We start from the raw sequence: 19,473 nt of genomic DNA, 5'->3' as shown, positions 1-19,473 counted from the left end.
CATATTGTGATTTTATTAATTCATATATTTTCGGGTGATTTCCAATAATAAGCTTAGAAAACCACCCGAACTAGACCATTATGCTGGACGACCGGCTTCTAATACATCAAATAGGTCATCGGCAATTGATGTACCAAATTGCGCATCAATTTCACGAATACAGGTTGGACTTGTCACATTAATTTCAGTGACATAATTACCAATTACATCAAGACCTACAAATACCAAACCTTTTTCACGTAAGAAAGGACCAACTTTAGCAGCAATGAGTTTGTCATTTTCTGTGAGTGGACGCGCTTGACCTAAGCCCCCAGCTGCCAAATTCCCGCGCACTTCACCATTTTGCGGAATACGTGCCAGACAGTAAGGAATAGGCTCACCATTTACCATTAAAATTCGTTTATCCCCTTCTACAATTTCAGGAATATAACGCTGAGCCATAATTGGGCGAGTGCCTAATTCTGTAAGCATTTCTAAGGTAGAACCAATATTTACACCGTCTTGGTATAAACGGAAAATACCCATACCACCCATACCATCAAGTGGCTTAACGATCACATCACCGTGCTCGGTAATAAATTCGCGAATCAAGCTCTGCTGCGATGTTACTAGTGTCGGCACCTGTAATTCAGGAAATTGCGTAGCAAACAATTTTTCATTGCAATCACGTAGTGATTGGGGCTTATTAATAATCCATGAACCTTCACGCTCAGCTTGTTCAAGCACGTAAGTTGTGTAGACAAAGTTCATGTCAAAAGGCGGGTCTTTACGCATGAGGACAACATCATAAGCCGCTATTGATTCTTTTTTCTTTTCGCCTAACTCATAATAATGGTTGTAATCTTCGAAAACTTTTAACGGAGAGATGAGACCGTAAGCCTTACCTTGATCGATATATAAATCTTGTTGTAATGCATAACCTAACTCATGTCCACGACGGCTCGCCACCCACAACATTGCCATGGTTGAATCCTTTTTCAGATTTACGGTTTCAATCGGATCCATGACGACAAGTACACGCATGCTCAAGCTCTTCTTAAAATTTAAATTAGCATGAGTATAGCTGAGATTTTTCACTCGTTTTTCTTAATTTTAGTAAAACCTTATCGGTTATTTCTTTATCTTGAATTAAGGTAAATTCAGTTAAACTATGATCATAAAATATTATTTTTAAAGGCTAAAGATGAAACTTTATCGCTATTTAACTGGACCTGATGACTCTGCTTTTTGTGCACGAGTGACTAAAGCACTTAATCATGGTTGGGAGCTCTATGAAGCACCTACCATGACTTTTAATGGCTCTCAAGTTATTGTAGGCCAAGCGATTTGCAAAACAATTGATGAAAATTATGATCCAGAAATGGATATTTTAGATGTTCTCAAAAATAATGCGTGATTTTAGAGGGGCATTTTTATCAATAAAAAGCCCCTCTAAAACCTAATTAACAAGAAAAACTAATGAGTCAACCCAACAAGTCCTTTAATTTGCTAATTAACTTCCTAAAAATCAGTTAATAAAAAATAAATATGCCATTTTTTAAGTTAATAGTTCTTTTATTCTAAATAATTAAATGATTATAATTATCATTTATACTTTTATTTTTGTTAATTGATTTTATTTTTATGTTAAGAATTTCTATATCATCTCCCCAAATTAAGGGTTCATTCCCGCTCAGCTTACTCAGTTTAATGATTTTAAATATTCAAGGTGCTAACGCCGAGGAATTGATTGACTCCTCATCAAAAGCCGCAGCCACCATGCCAACTATAAAAATCGAGGCCATGAGTGAGCTCGACCCGATTAAAAGCTATATCGATTATGACAAAGCCAATGTCACTCGTAATGGTTTAGATAAAAAAGATATCCCTCAAACCGTTGATACCATTGATGTTCAGAAATATAAAATTTATGGATCGAATGATTTAAGCGTCATGCTGCAAGGTACACCAGGTGTATCAACCAGTTACGATATGCGTGGTGATGGGATCACGATTCGTGGTTTTGGTGCTGATACAGGTGATATTTACCGTGATGGCATACGTGAAAGCGGGCAAGTACGCCGCAGTACAGCCAATATCGAACGTATAGAAATTTTAAAAGGCCCCGCTTCGGTTTTATATGGCCGTAGTGCTGGCGGCGGGGTTGTGAATATGGTGAGTAAATTCGCCAATTTTGACTCTAAAAGTTCAGTTGGCGCATATGCGGGTTCATACGATAACTACGGAACAACCGCTGACATCAACCAAGTACTTAATGACAATTTAGCAGTGCGTTTGACTGGAGAATATGGCGAGGCAGGCAGCTTCCGCTCTGGTATTGAAAATAAGATTGAGATGTTTTCTCCAAGCTTTACCTATAAGAATGACGATGGAAAGCTGACTTGGACCACACAATATACCTATGACAAATTAAATCGTGTACCTGACCGTGGGCCAACACGTGACAACTTGCCTGCGGGAACTTCAATTAAAATGGGATTTGCCCAAGACGGCGATTATGTTGATGATATTTTGCAAGTCGTTCGTACCGATGTGAATTATGAATATGCGCCTGATTGGAACTTCCACTGGGCAGCAAGCTACCGACAAGCAGAACAGAACTTTGACCACTTTTACTTTGGAAATTATTGTGGTTTAAATGGAAAAAACTCAAAGAATGAGGCTTGTACAAAAAAAGGTTACATCGATCAAATTTACTACTGGCAACAAACCAGCAACAAGACCACAACCAATACATTTGATATTAAAGGAAAGTTCAAGACAGGCCAGCTTGAACACCAAATTATGGTCGGTACAGACTGGACTTATGAACAACGAGAACCACGTCTAGCCAATAAAACTCAAAATGGATCGGCCATTTATGGTTACGTTAATCCAATCACTGGTGAACGAGAGTACAGTCGTGGCAATGGCCCATTAAAGATTAGTCAGCATAACTATAATGAAGGCACAACTTACGGCGTATTTATTCAAGATTTAATTGGTCTAAATGACCAACTTAAACTTATGATGGGACTCCGCTACGATTACTTCGATTTTTCAACCACTAACAAAATTAAGAATGAACATCGTAATGTAAAAGACAGTACTTTTAGCCCAAATGTTGGCTTGGTATGGCAACCAGTTCCTGAACATAGCTTTTATACGTCTTACTCTAAAAGCTTCGCACCATTTGGTGGACAAATGGGTGTCAACCAAGTTACTGGAAGTACCGATGTCGCGAAAATGGATAAAGAGCCTCAATATAACGAGCAATATGAAGTTGGGGTAAAAAGTGAATGGTTCGATAATCGTTTAAATACTCAATTTTCTGTCTTTGATATTCGTAAAAATAATATTCGTTATAAACCGAATCCTGACAGTGAACCAGAGGTATGGGCAACTGCTGGTCAACATCAATCTCGTGGTCTCGAATTTAGTTTTATTGGCCGTGTACTTGATAATGTCTTTGTTCGCGGTGGGTATGGCTATACCGATGCCAAAGTTAAAGAAGACAAGCAAAATCCTGAACGTGAAGGCAATTATTTAGCCAACACATCTAAGAACACAGGTAATTTATTTGTTCGTTATTTACCAACCGAGCAGTGGTATACCGAAGTGGGCGTGACCTATGTGGGTTCTTATTATCCAAATATTAATAATCAAGTAAAAATGGAAGGCTTCAATCGTGTCGATGCAGCAATTGGCTACAGTGCCGACCCTTGGAATGTCACACTTGCGGTAAATAACCTAACCAATAAAGAGTACTGGCGTTCGGACAGCATGCCAGGCACACCACGTAATGTATTATTGCGTTTGAATTATCAATTTTAAGTAAGTATTAAAAAGGCATACCTATTTTAGAGGTATGCCTTTTTATTAGATAGTATACATTTTAGAATCTTAAGGCTGACGGAGTCCATAAAGGTCAATTTTCCAAAGAAGATTTTGGGTTGTAGCAACAAAGAGGATTGATTCAACTACTGCCAGACCAGCAGAATAGTTACAGTGATGGATATAGGCCCATGCACTACTTTCACAAATAAAGTCATTGTTTGAACGTAACAAGCGATTATCTGTAGTTGAAGCGAAGAGAATATCTCCATAAGCAGCCATTGCATTAACAGTAGCATCCTGCGTGAATGTCGTCATTGCTACCCATGACGGAGTTGTTCTCGTTGCTGGCGCCCTCCATAATGCTCCCAGACTATCAACTGCATAAAGCATTCCGCCCGTAGCAGCTAACGCCTTGGTTCCACCAGTCGGGCCAGTCCCCATTGAAGCCCAAGGCTGCCCCCCCCTCTGAAGCAGGCTTCCACCAAAGTTGATTATCGGATGTAACACAATAAAGTGTATCTCCAAGAGCTGTCATTGCAACGACATTATACGCATGACTAACATCACGCCAAGCTACATCTGCACCAATAGGGTACCGCTGTAAAAGTCTATTTTGTGTTGTTGCCATGAAAATTTTGCCTTGCAATGCGGTGAGCGCACAGCAATCATTTGCATATCCAATATTCTCCCAATCCCATGTTATACGCTGTTTAAGACGGGAAAATACATTACGTGTGATAGTAGTCACAACGGCATCACTACCCAAAACATATATCCAGTCCGTTGTTGCAGCATTAAAAACTGTACCGTTATGAGAAAATATACCCATTGTCGCGCGCCCTGGTTTACCAGTCCATGAACCAAGCTCTGCTGAGGCAAGCACAGTCATAGTCAGTGGTGTATTTTCATCTCCAGTAACACGTGGGTAACCCTCCTCCTCATCTACATAAGCTGCAGCATCAGTCTCATAGGTCATAAAAGCTGATGTTGTAGTTGTGGATAAAACTCCGTTGAACACCCAATGTTCTGGAAACCGGATTGTATATGCTGTCGCTGTTCCACCATAAGCACCTTCAGTGAAACCAGTCCCAAGAAATGAATTCTGGGGTCGGTTCAATGGTGGCTCTGCCCATGCTACAGTCGTATCATAAGCATTTTGATTCGGGTCACTACCAGCAAATTTATAAAAAACAACCATGCGGTTCCCTTGTTCTAACCTTACAGCTCGGTAGCATGTGTTACCAGAAAGTATGATCAGGTTACCACCGTTAGCAATAAACTGCTCCGTTTGGTCTCGCATTGCTCTTGTCCAGTACTCATCATGTCCTGCAATGATCAAACACTCATAGTTCGTGAGTAGATTTGAAATACTATGGAGGTCCACACTTGAGCAATATTCAATTGCTATTCCTTCAGTTTCAAGCCAGTGAATGAGAATAGACTCAGGCCCATTACTTGCTGGTGTACCACCAGATCGATTAAATGAAACTTTATTCGCACGAGCTCCTCCCACACTATTAAAATCATATAAACTTTTGCCACCTGCCGCATTATAGGCGGTCGGTGTCAGAAAAGAGACTTGTAAAAGCACCTTAGAAACGGCCGCCGGAATGACTGGCCGAATCACAAAAGTAAGCACATCTTGAGACATATAGGCAAGTCTGTATAACCCAGAAGGCCAATTTGAAGGGATATTAAATGTTGTTGAAACTGGCCAACCAAATCCTTCCCATGGGTTGGTAGTCGGAAGTGATCGGGTAAAAAGAGTTGTAGTAATTGTTGATGATACTGAGGTTGTTCCTATACGCTCTATGGTTAAATTCATTACCCCAGGTACATCAGTACTGAGATAAAAACTGATTGAACTTCCAGGTAAGACGGAAGTTGCTGATGAATATCCAAAAACTGCCATGTTTCCACCTCTTATCCTTATGAAATGAAAAACTGGAAAATTTCTTACATCTTTTAACGCTTTTATCTATAAATGAGCTCATTTCTAGCATTCGTCAAGATCAATAACTTAGGTAAAATTTTTAAAATTAAAAATTATTAAATTTATTATTCATCAGCAATTTAATATATTTTATCAAAAAGAAAAAAATATAGTTTCTAAAGAGTATTTTAAGTTTTAAATATAATTATTGATTTCACATGAATTTTAAAATAAAAACAAAACCAAAAATAAAAATAAAAATAAAAATAAAAATAAAAATATTATTTAGTAAAAAAATCAAAGTATTATTTAGTAATTTATAATATTTACAATAAGAAAGAATATTTTATATAATTTTTAACTCTATTTTTTATATATCCTTTAAGAAAAATTAATAATGAAAAAGGAAGCTTTGTGCTTCCTTTTAAATTGTTAAAAATTAAATTCCGTACTTTTCACGATACGCTCGCATATCGGCTAAAGCTTCTTTTTCGTCTTTTCCATCTAAATAATCCATTAAATCTTTCATGGTAATCAGTGCGTGCACAGGGATTTCTAATTCTTTTTGAACTTCTTGAATTGCAGAAAGTTCACCTTGCCCACGTTCTTGACGATCTAGCGCAACCAACACACCCGCAATAGTTGCACCGGCATTTTTCAAAATCGTTACCACTTCGCGAATCGCTGTGCCTGCGGTAATCACGTCATCAATGATCCAGACTTTTTTACCTTCAACTGCAGCACCGACTAAAACACCGCCTTCACCATGATCTTTTGCTTCTTTACGGTTAAAGCCCCATGGCACGCTCTTGTTATGTGTTTGCGATAAAGCAACAGCAGTCGCAGCTACAAATGGAATACCTTTGTAAGCTGGTCCAAAAATCACATCAACATTTTCACATTGTGTTAATTTATCGGCATAGCCTTGTGCTAAAAGAGATAAAGCTTCACCATCGTTGAGTAGGCCTGCATTAAAAAAATAAGGACTCACGCGTCCAGATTTTAAAGTAAACTCACCAAATTTAAGCACACCGCGTGATAATGCGAGTTCGATAAATGCTTGCGGGTGAAATGACACAGGCGTTGTCATGAGGTGCTCCAAATTCACAATTGAGGTTAAATTTTCGCATGATACCAAAGGATCAGTATCCAAGTGATGTAAAAATTCTTCGAGTCGTTTCCATTAACGTAAATGGCTTACGTTCTTCAGTGACGAAAGGCTTACTTGAATGGTTAGAACAATCAGATGCCGATGTCGTATGCATGCAGGAAAGCCGCATTACCCATGAACAATGGACTGAGAAATTTAGACCCGAGGGATGGCATACCCATCTCTTTCCAGCAGAGCGTGCAGGCTACGCAGGTACTGCAATTTATAGCCGCTTACCCTTTGTCTCTATTAAAGATGGTTTAGGGTTTGAATTGGCCGATAGTCAAGGCCGCTTCATTTCTGCCGAATTCGATTTAGGTTTGTCACATCCCGTACATATTGCATCATTATACTTACCTTCAGGCTCAAGTGGTGAAGAAGCGCAAGCACGTAAAGATTTATTTTTAGGTGAATATGCCAAAATCTTGAAACAATGGCGTGATGAGAATAAGTCCATCATTATTTGTGGCGATTACAACATTGTTCATAAACGGATTGATATTAAAAACTGGTCTGGCAACCAAAAGTCGTCTGGCTGTTTACCACATGAGCGTGCTTGGCTTGACCACATTTATGATGAACTTGGTTATGTAGATACTTTCCGTGTTGTAAGAACAGAAGCGGAATTGTATTCATGGTGGTCAAATCGCGGACAAGCGCGTGCGAAAAATGTAGGTTGGCGTATTGACTATCACGCATGTTCACCAGACTGGAAAGCGCGCACTGTAAATGCATGGGTCTATAAAGATCAATGGTTTAGTGACCATGCTCCAGTTATTATCGACTATAAAATTCAAGAATAAGTGAACACATGTTCACTTACATTGTCGTTTTTGCTTACAACACATGTCGCTTTTGAGTATTTTTCTTACACATGTTTAACGGCATTATAGCCCCACGGCACAGGGAAGCAGTCAGGATGACGCAAAAGGATAGGACGCCGTAGGAAGATAAAATAAACTTAAGATAAGTTTATTTGCAAGGATGTGACAATGGACGTTGAAATGAGACCCGCATGATCAGGATGATTAAATGCGGGTTTTCTCTTTTCTATCTCTTATTTTTTGCGCTACGTTCTTTTAGTTTTTAATTTATTCTTATTAAGCTCATTATTACCTTGTCTTATGACAATAACATGACATTCTTTATTGTTTTAATCATTATTTTTCATTTGTTTTAAAAGTATCTGTATAAAGTAGTGCTCAAATGCATTTTGGGTTAGGCTGTATGTTCTTTCTTTTTGACATGGTCCGATAAAATGTTAAAAATTTATGGTATTAAAAACTGTAACTCGATGAAAAAAGCATTTGATGCTTTACAAGCAAAAGGTTTGAGCTACGAATTTCACGATTATAAAAAACAAGGGATCGATGCTGATACTCTAAAAATCTGGCTAAAAGAAATTGGACAAGATACGGTGCTCAACAAGAAAGGTACTACGTGGAAAAAACTATCTGAAGAAGAACAAACGCGTGCTTTAAGCAGTGAAGATCATCTTATTGAAGCGCTAATTGCTCAGCCAAGCTTAATCAAGCGACCAGTTCTACAGACCTCTAAAGGGTTTCTTGTGGGCTTTGATGAAACGGCCTATCAAAACTTAAGTGCATAAAAAAACGAGCCCAATGGCTCGTTTTTTTATTTAGGCTTTTAGTTCGCACGAATCCAAGTTTGGTTACGGCCCAATGCTGAAACGCCAATATAACCACGTAATTTAAGCTTCTTACCGCCCTCAGCCAACTCACCTTTTAATTTGTAAGTTTTGCCAGATTTAGGGTCTAAAATTGTACCGTTTTCATAACTGTTGCCACCTACATTTTTTAGATTATGTACAATGGTCACACCTTTAAGCGGTTTGTTTTTATACGGACCTTCACATTTTGTACAAGCGTTTTCTTCACCTGGTGTCAAAATGTTTTGAATGGTTGCAGTTAAGGTTCCATCCTTCTGTTCCGTAAATTTTACTACGGCTTTGGGCTTATTGGTTTGGTCATCAATCGTTTTCCATACCGTTCCGTTTAGTGGGTCAGCCGCATTGGCAAATGCAGCCATACCAACAAGTCCTAAAGCTAAAGCAATCTTTTTCATTTTTGTAATATCCTTGGGTCTTCCAAGACTTCAGTATTCAAAACTCGCAACGATATTGCAATTTTTGAATGTGACTGTTTCGTGTAACCTTGTAACCTTGAAAAATAAAATTTATAGGGAAACAAGTAATTAACATAAGCGGATACTATATGAATATACCTAATGTTTTAAAATATTATTTCACAGAAACATTTCTTAAAACAGCAATTCGCAAACCAAGTCAGTTGAATTTACCTCCAACTGCTCTGCGCCCTATGCTTGAACAACTTTGCCGAGCATTTCCAAAACAAAAAAATGTAACCGTTCGACCAATCCGACTTGCTGGCATTAAGGGTGAAGAAATTAAAGCCCAAGATTCAGCGACCCAGCTTATTTTTCATATTCACGGCGGCGCCTTTTTTTTAGGAAATTTAAAAACACATCATGCGTTCATGACAGATTTGGCTGCTCGTACCCAAATGCAGATTATTCATGTGGACTATCCACTTGCACCGGAGCATCCATATCCTGAGGCGACTGAGGCCTTATATGACGTCTATCAATCGTTATTAGTTCAAGGTATCCAACCTAAAGATATTATTTTATCTGGTGACTCTTGTGGAGCTAATTTGGCTTTGGCACTTTGCTTACGTTTAAAAGAACAACCTGAACTTATGCCAAGTGGCCTGATTTTAATGTCACCTTTTCTAGATTTAACCCTAACCAGTGAGTCTTTAAGATTTAACCAAAAACATGATGCCCTGCTTTCTCTTGAAGCCCTGCAAATAGGTATTCAGCATTATATTGGCAATCATATTGCGGCAGATGACCCGCGTGTTTCACCTATTTTCGATAACTTAGAAGGTTTACCGCCAACATTAGTTCAGGTCGGTTCAAAAGAAATTTTATTAGACGATGCCAAACGTTTTAGAGAGAAAGCTGAAGAAGCAGGTGTAAAAGTGCATTTTAAACTTTACACAGGCATGTGGCATAACTTCCAAATGTTTAATGCTTGGTTCGAAGAAGCAAAACAGGCGATGGCGGATATTGCTGAGTTTGCTCATGAACTTGATAAGACGTAATCAAAATGAAGAAGTGACAAATTTAAAATTTGTCGCTTCTTCTTATTTTTCATCATCCAAATCATGAGGTTTAATTTATGAATCATGGTATGTTTAGGTTATGAATCCTTCAAACTCTCCCTCTTTAGGATGATCTGACGAAGAGACATCTCTATTTAGGAGTTCCTTTATTATTATGAAAATTCGTTTAATCACTCGTCCTATAAATAAAATAAAACAGGTGATTCTCGATTTCATCCATCACAATCACATTATTAACTGGACCCCATTACAAAAAAGCGCATTAATGCTTACCCTCGCCTGCGCAATGAATTTTAGTTGGATTTTATGGAAAGGCTATATTTTAATTACTCCTAGTATTTGGCAATGGGCAAATCTATCTTTAGTTGAATCACAAATCTGGCTGAATTTACTGACCTTATTTTTATTAGCTGTACTCATTATTCCTTGTTATCGCTACAAAGACCAAGCTTGGGCGCAAAAAATTGTGCCTTTAATTAGTGTACAAGCCTTTATGCTGATGTTGTGCCACGATGGATATTTAATTGGTAGTATCAGCCCTGCCACAATGGTGGGTTATGTAGGTACTATTGGCGTAGGTTTGGTTTTATTTGAAAGAAAAATTGTTTATAGCGCTTTTATACCTGCAACTATTATTCTAGCGATATGTACATATTTAAGTATGACGGGGGTTATCTCATATGCGCCCCTATTTAATTTTACAGCGATGCGTCATGCCCAAACCAATCCATTTTGGCTAGGAAGTATGCTGTTTTTTATTATGCCTATTTTAGTGGCGTGTTTTATTTTATTTGAAATATTGCTGACCCAATGGCGTCAACGAGAAACCTATATTCAACGTTTAAGCCAAATCGACCCGTTAACTAATGTCTTAAATAGACGAAGCTTAAACACTCATCTTGAAGCACTTCATGAGCAACAATTTGATTATGCCGTGATACTTCTTGATATCGATCATTTTAAAAAAATTAATGATATATACGGACATCACCAAGGTGATCAGGTTTTGATTAAAATTGCTCAATGTCTTTCTGAAAACTTACGTAATGAAGATATTATTGGACGTTTTGGTGGAGAAGAATTTATTTTATTACTTCCTCATACCGATATTATTCAAGCAGAAAAAATTGCCGAACGTTGCCGACAAGCTTTACAAGAATTGACTATCTTAAATAATCAAAATATCCAAATTCATGTAAGTGCCAGCTTTGGCATCAGCAGTTCTGCTTTTGCAAATGACCCCTATCTTGTGATTAGACAAGCCGATCAAGCCCTCTATGCGGTAAAGGCCTCTGGGCGTAATCAAGTACGCACTTTTCACCAACTACCTCAGATCAAATCAATTTGAATCTTTAACTTTTGATAAGCTTGCCAGTTGTTGTAAAAGCTCTTGCTGACTAAATGCGCCTGTTAAACGTAAAGAACGAATTTCTTGCTGTTGCTTGTTTAAAAAGAGATATGTAGGTGGCCCAAGAATATTCCATTGTTTGAGCAATGCTTCATGTGATTGGTCATAATGGCTCAAATCAAGTTTAATGAGATAGCAAGGTGCAAGAGCCGTCTGAACCTCAGATGCTTTTAAAATACGATGTTCAATAGGCTGACAAGCCACACACCAATCGGCATAGACATCAACAACAATAGCCCGATCAGCAGGAGCTGCTGCTAAAATCTTTTGAAAGTCTGCTGCCGTGGTCGCCACATGCCACTCAGCCATATGCTCAGAATTTTGTAAGCTACGATTTTGAATATGTTGATACTGGTTATAAACCACGAATGGCGTTACCAATAAAAGTAGGAGCGCATAAAGCCACTGTAACTGTCCTTTTTTCCAAAAGAACTGATACAGCGCATAGATAATAAAAGCCAACCCAAGTACAAAACTAAGTGCTTGCATCCCCCAATCTGGTAATAAAGGACGGATGAAATAAAGGCTTAACCCCAACATCAGAAAAGCAAAAATCACTTTAATCTGATGCATCCAGTCGCCCGCTTTAGGTAAGAACTTTGCACCTAAAACACTCGCGATGAGTAAAGGGATTCCCATGCCAAAACCGAGACAGAATAAAAGCAAAGCACCTTGCCATTGGTTCTGGGTTTGAGAAATAAATAATAAAGTTCCAGCCAAAGGCGCAGTCATGCATGGGCCAACCAAGAGCGCAGAAACCACGCCCATAACGCCTGCACCAACTAAAGTGCCGCCTTGTTGCATAGACTGAATACGATCAAGGCGATTTAACCAAGTTTGCGGTAACCGAAGCTCAAAAAGCCCAAACAGATTTAGCGCAAAAACCACAAACAACAAACTAAACGCAATAAGAGTAGCAGGCTGTTGTAGCCAGCGTTGGAAATTTAAACCCGCTGAAGAAGCAATCAAGCCTAGACCTGCATAGACCAATGCCATACTATACACAAAAGTAAGTGCAATCGTCCAAGCTTTTAAACCTTTGTGATCTCGGATAATTAATGAAGTTAAAATCGGCAGCATTGGTAAAGAGCATGGCGTAAATGCAAGCAGCATGCCTAAACCTAAAAATAATAAAACACCATACCAAAGCGAGTGTTCAATTAACTTTGCTGACCAAACCTGATCTTGGGCAATCTCTGGAGCAGCTCCTTCAGCTTGAGTAGCTGAACTCTGATTTTCTAAAGGCTCCGTAGAGTTTGATGCTTGGGTATTTGCCAAATCTAATAAGCGTTTTGGTGCTGCACCTGCCTGATTTTGCAGACCGACCAGACCATCTGCGTCAGTTTGAAACTCAATAGTTTGTGGAGGATAACAAATACGGTCTTTGGCACAGCCTTGCCAAGTTACTGTGTAGTGCTCTGAAGGCTTGGTTTTAATCTGGAAGTTGACTTGATGGTAATAAACTTGGCTTTGGCCATAGTTCTCATCATATTGAGAAACCGCTTTAGGCAAATTTAAAGTTAAAGGCTGATTGCCCTGTTGTACGGTAAATTTATGCTGATACAAATAATAATTCGGCTGAATCTGCCACGATAACTTTGCGGTATGCGATTGTGGCGATTCAACCGAAAATGAAAAAGCCTGTTCGGGTGACAATAACTTATCTTCTGCAAAGACAAACTGACTCAATACAAAAGTAGCGGCTACTAGAAAATAAATAATTCCCTGAGAAATAAGCTTTTTCATCAATAATAATTAATTCAAGTTAGTCTGATCAGAATAAGAATGCCATGCCTAAGCCACCTTTGTAGCTCTTATCTTGACCTTCTAAGTCCACACCAATATTTGCATCAAGTTGAGTGCGGTTATTTACTGCGTAAACTAAACCTGTTCCTAAACCATATTGGTAGTCTTGGCTTTCAGCTTTATGATAAACAAATTCAGAATATCCTGAAAGTTTGCCCGCAATCTTATAATTGATGGTTGGAATTGCAGTCACTGCCCAGTTACTGTTTTGTACTTCATAACGCATGGTAATAGAAGTATCCAACAAATCATTATATTTATAAGCTACTGCTGAACTTAAACTATATATATCGTCATGGGCAGTAAACTCATCATTACCTGTTGCGATAACAGCTTCAGCCAATACAGCCATTGTTAAATTTTCATCATTTAAATCAATCGCTTTTTTTAAGCCGATACTTACATCGCCAAAACCAGAGTTATCCGTTTTTTTACCAGCACGTTTAGTTTGAGTCCATGCCGGACCTTGCCAGCCTAATTGCAATTCCAAACCATCAGCTAAACCTGTACGGAATAACATATCCTCATTTACAGTAACTGTTTTTTCTTTAACGCCATCAACAGTTGTCTCTGTATAAGTTGCACTTGGTAAACCTTGTTCCCATGCTAATTTACCAACTGGCGTAATGCCTGTTCCAAAGCCTGAACCCGGACGATCAAACGAGAACTCTGCGGCAAAAGTACTTCCTGCAGCAACAGCGGTCAGAGCAAAAGTTAAAATTTGAAATATTCTCATTCTATTATCCAATCAAGTAGTTAATTCTTTTGACATTTTTGCTCCGTGACGGCGCAATAACTCTAGTGTTTCACGCTCTTCTTGAAGCGCTTCTGACCAATCTATTTCATCAAAATCACAATCAAAGAACAACTGACTGATTGAAGATAAAATGGTGAGTCCTTCTTCATCACGTGTGTTTGGATCAACTTTTTCATCTAGCAAGCGCTGAACTGCTGGTGCACATGCCGAACTTGCTGCATCCCATAGTGGACCATAAAACTCTTCTGCATCCCAAAGATGAACATTTGCCTTTGCCTGAATGAGGGCTTCAAGAATATCGAGATAAACTTGCAGGGCTTGCTGTTTTTCTTCTTGTGATAATGGAGTCCCCGCTTCATACGCTTCAGAGACGTCTTCCCACCATTTAAAAATTCCATCACAAATAATGGACACTGGCGGTCCTTGTTCCGGATCAATGAAATTCGGATCAAGACCCTCAGCAAGTAATTTTTGTACTTGCGCGAGTTCTAATTCTTCTATGGCTTTAATTAAAGCCTGCTGTTGGGTGGTTAACATGACCATCTCTCAAAAATATATTAGCGCTATTATGCCTAATCTCTACTGAAGATTTTAGAGGTCAACGCTATTGCATTGCAAACCTAAAGTTGTGAAGAGTTTTTATTGGTTTTTTTATGTCTTCATAAAAAAAGCCCCGAAGGGCTTTTTAGTGTTTTTTAAACTTCATCATCAATGAATTCTGGTTGACCACCTCTCGGGTGTTCTTTTTTCTCAAAGGTATGTTCAAGGCTACGTTTTAGCTTTTCAATCGCGCCATGAATTGAAGCGTCAATATTTCCTGCTTTATGGTGCACTGCAACTGGTTTTAAGCCAGAAGGACGTGCTTCGATCATACAGTGGATATCTTTGTCTCCACCTTTGTCCCCATTTTCATCACTAAAATGAACCGAGAAATGTGTAATACGTTCGCTATGACGTTGGAATTCTTGAGTAAGTTCTGCACGTACATAAGTAATTAAACGTTCACTATTATGGATGTTTTTATCTGTGCGGATTTCAATATTCATAAATACCATCCTCTCTTTCTTACTGTGGATCTTTTCTATGCAAAACTTTTTTATGTTGGCATGTTTTAAGCATGCATGAACTGACTTCAATTGTACATTTTGATGGTGTAATGGTTTGTTATCTCCTGACTTAAACGTACTGCTTTTAATTTATTTTGAAGATCTTCATACCTTCAATATCAATCCATCTATAAAAATATGCAAGCTGATTTTTTAAATTTTTATGAAAAATTGAACAAAAGGAGAGCAATTGTGTCCGAATCTTATCTATCTGGAGCAGAACTTATTGAGCAGATTCAAAAGTCTCCTTATTCACGTGATTTAATCGGTTATCACGGACAGCCTCCAGAGGTGAAATGGCCTAATAATGCTAAGGTTGCCGTGCAATTTGTGCTGAATTATGAAGAAGGTGGCGAAAAACATATTGAACACGGCGACGAAGGTTCAGAGCAGTTTTTATCCGAGATTATTGGCGCTGCAAGTTACCCAGCCAAACATATGTCGATGGACTCTATGTACGAATATGGTTCACGTGCTGGTTTTTGGCGCATTCATAATGAGTTTCAACGGCGCAAGCTCCCCATGACCATTTTTGGAGTAGCAATGGCACTTGTTCGCAACCCTTATATTGTAGAGGCAATTAAACAAGCCGATTACGATGTGGTTTCTCATGGCTACCGCTGGCTTCATTATCAAGAGAGTGATCTTGAAGTCGAAAAACAGCATATGGAACAAGCCTTATCTGTTTTAGAAAACTTGTTTGGAAATAAAACCATAGGTTGGTACACCGGGCGTGATAGCCCCAATACGCGTCAGTTGCTTGCAGAGTTCCCGCAAATACAATACGACTCTGATTATTATGGTGATGACCTGCCTTTTTGGACCACACTTACCGATACGGCGGGTGCATCACGACCTCATCTGATTATTCCTTATACTTTGGAATGTAACGATATGAAGTTCTGCTCACCAGGTGGATTTAATAGCTCAGAACAGTTTTTTCAATATTTAAAAGATAGTTTTGATGTGTTGTATGCCGAGGGAGAAACTGCACCAAAAATGATGTCTATTGGAATGCACTGCCGTATTTTAGGGCGTCCGGGTCGTTTTAAAGCATTACAAAGATTCCTAGACTATATTGAAATGCATGATCGTGTTTGGGTATGTCGCCGTCAGGATATTGCAGAATATTGGTTTAAAAATCACATAAATCAATAATTGATTTTTAATTTTCCAAATTCTTAAGCAAATATCAAATCACTCTTGGCACTGTTATTGCTAAAACTCTATATCACGACAACGAGTTTAGGAATAACAGTGTTTTTAGCCGAGTTTAATCAAGCCCCACCCGACCAACTCAAGACTCTGTTAAACAACTGCGTCCATATTCCTGTATGGGCCGAAAAAATTATTTCAGAACGTCCCTACTCATCAACATCAGTACTTTTAGGGTATGCAGAACAATTAAGCCACACATGGTCATGGCAAGAGATTCAGGCCGCATTAGCCACCCATCCAAAAATTGGTGAAAGACAAGCAAAAAAGCAGCTCAATGCAAAAGAGCAAAATTTTTCAGCCCAAGAACAAGCTGGCATTTCCTTAGATGAACAAACACAACAAGCCCTGCTGCAAGGTAATATCGAGTATGAGCAGAAGTTTGGTTTTATTTTTCTAATTAAAGCCGCAGGCCTCAGTAGCGACGAGATTTTAAAAAAACTCCATCAACGTCTTCAAAACAACTTAGCTATAGAAAAAGTCATTGTACATGAGCAACTCGCTGCAATTGCTCTATTACGTTTATCTCAGGAAGTACCAGCATGATCAGCACTCATATTTTAGATACGAATTTAGGTAAACCGGCTGCACAGGTCGAAGTGAAGTTGTTTCATGCAGTCACTCATGAACTGATAGCGACTGCAATTACCAACCAAGATGGGCGAGTGATTAATTTTGGAATAAAAAACTTAGGTAAAGGTGCTTATCAACTTGAATTTGAAGTTGCCCCTTATTTTTCATCACAGCAAATCAAAACTTTTTTCCCCCGTGTTTGTATTCAATTTTTCATAGAAGACACCAATCAGCATTACCACATTCCATTACTCATTAGTCCATTTGCTTACTCCACTTATCGCGGCAGCTAACTCAAATATAAATAGGAGAAAAATATGAATTATCAGCAAAAGAATGCGATTTCTCCAGAGCATGAATATTTAGGAATTTCCAAAAGTTTTGCTTACGGCTTACAGCATGTACTCACCATGTATGGGGGTATTGTAGCCCCGCCACTGATTATTGGAACGGCAGCTGGCTTAAGCGCAGCACAAGTCGGAATGCTCATTGCAGCAGCCTTATTTGTAGGCGGGTTGGCAACTCTCATACAAACCATCGGAACCAAATATCTAGGGGCAAAATTACCTCTGGTGCAAGGTGTGTCTTTTGCTGGTGTGGCAACCATGGTTGCTATTATCACTACAGGCGGTGGTTTACCTGCTGTCTACGGCGCGGTTATTGCCGCATCTTTAATTGGACTATGCCTTGCACCTTACTTTTCAAAAATTATTCGTTTTTTTCCACCTGTTGTGACGGGATGTGTCATCACGATTATTGGGTTATCTCTGTTACCCGTTGCGATTCGCTGGATGATGGGTGGCAACAACAAAGCACCTGATTGGGGTAGCGTCGAGAATATCTCTTTAGCTTTGCTGACCTTAGGCATTGTGATTATTCTAAATATGCTGCCACAAGCAAGTATTCGCCGTTTATCAATTTTGTTGGCTATTGTTGCTGGTACTACCCTTGCCTACTTTATGGGTTTTGGAGATTTTAGTCAGGTGAGCTCAGGCGCATGGCTGCAATTTCCACACTTATTTGCATTTGGTTTACCAACTTTCGAGCTAAGTGCAATTTTATCGATGCTAATCGTTACTTTGGTGATTATGACGGAAACCACAGCCGATATTATTGCTGTCGGAGACATTGTAGGAACCCAAGTCGATTCAAAACGCATCGCCAATGGTGTACGTGCAGATATGTTTTCAAGCGCTATTGCTCCTATCTTTGGTTCATTCATGCAAAGTGCTTTTGCCCAAAATGTTGGACTGGTGGCAATTACAGGCATCAAAAGCCGCTTTGTCGTGGCAGCAGGCGGAGTCATTCTGATTATTTTAGGTCTATTACCTGTTATGGGCCGCCTTATTGCGGCAATTCCTATGCCAGTACTTGGTGGTGCGGGTTTGGTCTTATTTGGGTCGGTTGCAGCAAGTGGAATTCGCACTTTGGCAAAAATTGATTATAACGATCAGAAAAATTTGATTATTGTGGCAACTGCTTTATCAGCTGGGATGATTCCAATTATTAACCATGAATTTTATGCTCATTTCCCAGTTTGGGTACAAACTTTGTTCCATTCGGGTATTAGTTCGACTTGTATCTTTGCTATCTTATTGAATTTGTTATTTAATCACTTACCTTCATTTCGCAGCTCGCGTACCCCGCATTTGAGCCAAACAATAAACACACGAAATACACATTAATGAGTTAGTTTTTTAGCGCCCCACTTCGGTGGGCTTTTTTTTAACCGTTGATCAAATTTGGCTTCATTTTTGCTTAAGACCCTGTATCCTTAGCGTGCTTTATTTGGGGGAGATCATTTAAATGCAATTAAAGCAACTTGCGGCGACTTGTGCCTTGTTATCTGCAACTGCCATGGTTCAGGCAAAACCAATCTGGCAAGATTTTAGCGTGACTGGACTTTATGGTGAAAACTATGAAGTTGTAGATGACAAAGAAACTACGATTACTTTGGAATATGCAGCAAAAGTTAAATATGCTGATGTATTTTTCTTTATGGACCGCATGCGTGGCGAAAATGACCATAAGAGTACTTATTTTGAGTTATCACCACGTTTAAGCTTAGGCGAAGTGTCTGGCAAAAAACTGGCGTACGGCCCAATTAAAGATGTACTCATTAGTACCACTTGGGAAAGTAATAGCGAAAACGGCAATAACTTTGACAACTTCTTGTATGGTTTTGCAGTTGATTTAGATATCCCATATTTCCAATATGCGAATTTAAACTTCTACCGTGCGAATAATGAGAACACTGACGACGATTATCAAATGACGTTCGTTTATGGAATTCCATTTAAAATCGCATCTGAAGATTTCTTGGTAGATGGTTTCCTAGACTGGTCAACCGCTGAAGATGACCATGCGAGTGAGTTGAACTGGACCACTCAATGGAAATGGAATGTAGGTAAACACATTTCTCCTGATACACGTCTATACCTCGGTATTGAGCACTCTGTGTGGAATAACAAATTTGGTATTAAAGGTGCCGACGAAAATAACGTCAGTGCATTGGTTAAATACCACTTCTAAAATTTTTATT

At 38.9% G+C, this 19,473-nt stretch carries 20 protein-coding genes; 11 read left to right on the top strand and 9 right to left on the bottom strand.

Translation table 11 applies throughout. From position 1 onward, the window contains the following. Positions 1-78 precede the first annotated feature (78 nt). Positions 79-1,023 (bottom strand): glutathione synthase, encoded by a 945-nt coding sequence (gshB, locus tag MKL62_RS16135; protein ID WP_030423583.1) that lies wholly within the window; start codon positions 1,021-1,023, stop codon positions 79-81. Positions 1,024-1,183: 160 nt separating this feature from the next. On the opposite strand from gshB, the gene MKL62_RS16130 reads away from it, so the two are divergent. Both MKL62_RS16130 and MKL62_RS16125 read left to right on the top strand, forming a co-directional pair. After that, positions 1,184-1,396: a DUF1737 domain-containing protein gene (locus tag MKL62_RS16130; RefSeq protein WP_000781166.1), complete on the top strand. Its 213-nt coding sequence runs from the start codon at positions 1,184-1,186 to the stop codon at positions 1,394-1,396. Positions 1,397-1,623: 227 nt separating this feature from the next. Then, positions 1,624-3,813, top strand: coding sequence for a TonB-dependent receptor (locus MKL62_RS16125; protein WP_005127840.1), 2,190 nt, complete (start codon positions 1,624-1,626; stop codon positions 3,811-3,813). Between the two features lie 69 nt (positions 3,814-3,882). On the opposite strand, the gene MKL62_RS16120 is transcribed toward MKL62_RS16125, so the two are convergent. The 3 genes from MKL62_RS16120 to pyrE all read right to left on the bottom strand — a co-directional run bounded on the left by MKL62_RS16120 (position 3,883) and on the right by pyrE (position 6,839). Continuing rightward, entirely contained in the window at positions 3,883-4,131 is a 249-nt protein-coding gene (locus MKL62_RS16120) for a hypothetical protein (RefSeq protein ID WP_227552504.1), read from the bottom strand. 58 nt (positions 4,132-4,189) lie between these two features. Beyond that, positions 4,190-5,728 (bottom strand): N,N-dimethylformamidase beta subunit family domain-containing protein, encoded by a 1,539-nt coding sequence (locus MKL62_RS16115; RefSeq protein WP_223236529.1) that lies wholly within the window; start codon positions 5,726-5,728, stop codon positions 4,190-4,192. A 460-nt stretch (positions 5,729-6,188) separates the two neighbouring features. Further along, positions 6,189-6,839 (bottom strand): orotate phosphoribosyltransferase, encoded by a 651-nt coding sequence (gene pyrE, locus MKL62_RS16110; RefSeq protein WP_000211302.1) that lies wholly within the window; start codon positions 6,837-6,839, stop codon positions 6,189-6,191. Between the two features lie 38 nt (positions 6,840-6,877). Between pyrE and MKL62_RS16105 the strand changes: the two genes are divergently transcribed. Together MKL62_RS16105 and MKL62_RS16100 are read left to right on the top strand one after the other, a co-directional pair. Further along, positions 6,878-7,702, top strand: coding sequence for an exodeoxyribonuclease III (locus MKL62_RS16105; RefSeq protein WP_000612365.1), 825 nt, complete (start codon positions 6,878-6,880; stop codon positions 7,700-7,702). Between the two features lie 455 nt (positions 7,703-8,157). Then, positions 8,158-8,508 (top strand): arsenate reductase, encoded by a 351-nt coding sequence (locus MKL62_RS16100; RefSeq protein WP_000913165.1) that lies wholly within the window; start codon positions 8,158-8,160, stop codon positions 8,506-8,508. A gap of 38 nt (positions 8,509-8,546) precedes the next feature. Here MKL62_RS16100 and MKL62_RS16095 read toward each other — a convergent pair whose 3' ends face one another. After that, positions 8,547-8,984 carry a DUF2147 domain-containing protein gene (locus tag MKL62_RS16095; RefSeq protein WP_000717015.1) on the bottom strand — a complete coding sequence of 146 codons (438 nt, stop codon included), beginning with the start codon at positions 8,982-8,984 and terminating at the stop codon, positions 8,547-8,549. A 149-nt stretch (positions 8,985-9,133) separates the two neighbouring features. Here MKL62_RS16095 and MKL62_RS16090 point away from each other — a divergent pair, with 149 nt between their 5' ends. Beyond that, a complete protein-coding gene (locus tag MKL62_RS16090; RefSeq protein WP_001025103.1) occupies positions 9,134-10,045 on the top strand; it encodes an alpha/beta hydrolase in 912 nt (303 codons plus the stop codon). A gap of 175 nt (positions 10,046-10,220) precedes the next feature. Continuing rightward, positions 10,221-11,414 carry a sensor domain-containing diguanylate cyclase gene (locus MKL62_RS16085; RefSeq protein WP_000702275.1) on the top strand — a complete coding sequence of 398 codons (1,194 nt, stop codon included), beginning with the start codon at positions 10,221-10,223 and terminating at the stop codon, positions 11,412-11,414. On the opposite strand, the gene dsbD is transcribed toward MKL62_RS16085, so the two are convergent. The 4 genes from dsbD to MKL62_RS16065 all read right to left on the bottom strand — a co-directional run bounded on the left by dsbD (position 11,406) and on the right by MKL62_RS16065 (position 15,083). Beyond that, on the bottom strand, positions 11,406-13,220 hold the full coding sequence (gene dsbD / locus MKL62_RS16080; RefSeq protein ID WP_000733824.1) for a protein-disulfide reductase DsbD: 1,815 nt from the start codon (positions 13,218-13,220) through the stop codon (positions 11,406-11,408). The two genes, MKL62_RS16085 and dsbD, sit on opposite strands and share 9 nt — an antisense overlap. 28 nt (positions 13,221-13,248) lie before the next feature. Further along, complete coding sequence (locus MKL62_RS16075; RefSeq protein ID WP_001218017.1) at positions 13,249-14,016, bottom strand: transporter; 768 nt, start codon at positions 14,014-14,016, stop codon at positions 13,249-13,251. 12 nt (positions 14,017-14,028) lie between these two features. Beyond that, positions 14,029-14,574 carry an ankyrin repeat domain-containing protein gene (locus MKL62_RS16070; RefSeq protein ID WP_000958427.1) on the bottom strand — a complete coding sequence of 182 codons (546 nt, stop codon included), beginning with the start codon at positions 14,572-14,574 and terminating at the stop codon, positions 14,029-14,031. 158 nt (positions 14,575-14,732) lie between these two features. After that, entirely contained in the window at positions 14,733-15,083 is a 351-nt protein-coding gene (locus tag MKL62_RS16065; RefSeq protein WP_001019316.1) for an HPF/RaiA family ribosome-associated protein, read from the bottom strand. Between the two features lie 252 nt (positions 15,084-15,335). Between MKL62_RS16065 and puuE the strand changes: the two genes are divergently transcribed. From puuE to MKL62_RS16040, 5 genes are all read left to right on the top strand, one after another. Next, positions 15,336-16,301 carry an allantoinase PuuE gene (puuE, locus tag MKL62_RS16060; protein ID WP_000004705.1) on the top strand — a complete coding sequence of 322 codons (966 nt, stop codon included), beginning with the start codon at positions 15,336-15,338 and terminating at the stop codon, positions 16,299-16,301. A gap of 99 nt (positions 16,302-16,400) precedes the next feature. Continuing rightward, entirely contained in the window at positions 16,401-16,904 is a 504-nt protein-coding gene (gene uraD / locus MKL62_RS16055; RefSeq protein ID WP_000477672.1) for a 2-oxo-4-hydroxy-4-carboxy-5-ureidoimidazoline decarboxylase, read from the top strand. After that, positions 16,901-17,224, top strand: coding sequence for a hydroxyisourate hydrolase (gene uraH / locus MKL62_RS16050; protein WP_000626021.1), 324 nt, complete (start codon positions 16,901-16,903; stop codon positions 17,222-17,224). The genes uraD and uraH overlap by 4 nt, the downstream gene beginning before the upstream one ends. A gap of 24 nt (positions 17,225-17,248) precedes the next feature. Next, positions 17,249-18,616: a nucleobase:cation symporter-2 family protein gene (locus MKL62_RS16045; protein WP_001109258.1), complete on the top strand. Its 1,368-nt coding sequence runs from the start codon at positions 17,249-17,251 to the stop codon at positions 18,614-18,616. A gap of 121 nt (positions 18,617-18,737) precedes the next feature. After that, a complete protein-coding gene (locus MKL62_RS16040; protein ID WP_001176277.1) occupies positions 18,738-19,463 on the top strand; it encodes an outer membrane protein OmpK in 726 nt (241 codons plus the stop codon). The last annotated feature ends 10 nt before the right edge of the window (positions 19,464-19,473 follow it).

It is taken from the genome of Acinetobacter sp. AOR01_HL (assembly GCF_027855455.1).
In the GTDB taxonomy this organism is placed as follows: domain Bacteria; phylum Pseudomonadota; class Gammaproteobacteria; order Pseudomonadales; family Moraxellaceae; genus Acinetobacter; species Acinetobacter baumannii.
The sequence above is the reverse complement of the archived record's forward strand: the minus strand, read 5'-3'. Positions and strand labels throughout refer to the sequence as shown.

Bases quoted from the DNA above. Each gene is read 5' to 3' on its own strand.
- gshB (WP_030423583.1), bottom strand. From the start codon at position 1,023: ATGCGTGTACTTGTCGTCATGGATCCGATTGAAACCGTAAATCTGAAA.
- MKL62_RS16130 (WP_000781166.1), top strand. From the start codon at position 1,184: ATGAAACTTTATCGCTATTTAACTGGACCTGATGACTCTGCTTTTTGT.
- MKL62_RS16125 (WP_005127840.1), top strand. From the start codon at position 1,624: ATGTTAAGAATTTCTATATCATCTCCCCAAATTAAGGGTTCATTCCCG.
- MKL62_RS16120 (WP_227552504.1), bottom strand. From the start codon at position 4,131: ATGACGACATTCACGCAGGATGCTACTGTTAATGCAATGGCTGCTTAT.
- MKL62_RS16115 (WP_223236529.1), bottom strand. From the start codon at position 5,728: ATGGCAGTTTTTGGATATTCATCAGCAACTTCCGTCTTACCTGGAAGT.
- pyrE (WP_000211302.1), bottom strand. From the start codon at position 6,839: ATGACAACGCCTGTGTCATTTCACCCGCAAGCATTTATCGAACTCGCA.
- MKL62_RS16105 (WP_000612365.1), top strand. From the start codon at position 6,878: ATGATACCAAAGGATCAGTATCCAAGTGATGTAAAAATTCTTCGAGTC.
- MKL62_RS16100 (WP_000913165.1), top strand. From the start codon at position 8,158: ATGTTAAAAATTTATGGTATTAAAAACTGTAACTCGATGAAAAAAGCA.
- MKL62_RS16095 (WP_000717015.1), bottom strand. From the start codon at position 8,984: ATGAAAAAGATTGCTTTAGCTTTAGGACTTGTTGGTATGGCTGCATTT.
- MKL62_RS16090 (WP_001025103.1), top strand. From the start codon at position 9,134: ATGAATATACCTAATGTTTTAAAATATTATTTCACAGAAACATTTCTT.
- MKL62_RS16085 (WP_000702275.1), top strand. From the start codon at position 10,221: ATGAAAATTCGTTTAATCACTCGTCCTATAAATAAAATAAAACAGGTG.
- dsbD (WP_000733824.1), bottom strand. From the start codon at position 13,220: ATGAAAAAGCTTATTTCTCAGGGAATTATTTATTTTCTAGTAGCCGCT.
- MKL62_RS16075 (WP_001218017.1), bottom strand. From the start codon at position 14,016: ATGAGAATATTTCAAATTTTAACTTTTGCTCTGACCGCTGTTGCTGCA.
- MKL62_RS16070 (WP_000958427.1), bottom strand. From the start codon at position 14,574: ATGTTAACCACCCAACAGCAGGCTTTAATTAAAGCCATAGAAGAATTA.
- MKL62_RS16065 (WP_001019316.1), bottom strand. From the start codon at position 15,083: ATGAATATTGAAATCCGCACAGATAAAAACATCCATAATAGTGAACGT.
- uraH (WP_000626021.1), top strand. From the start codon at position 16,901: ATGATCAGCACTCATATTTTAGATACGAATTTAGGTAAACCGGCTGCA.
- MKL62_RS16045 (WP_001109258.1), top strand. From the start codon at position 17,249: ATGAATTATCAGCAAAAGAATGCGATTTCTCCAGAGCATGAATATTTA.
- MKL62_RS16040 (WP_001176277.1), top strand. From the start codon at position 18,738: ATGCAATTAAAGCAACTTGCGGCGACTTGTGCCTTGTTATCTGCAACT.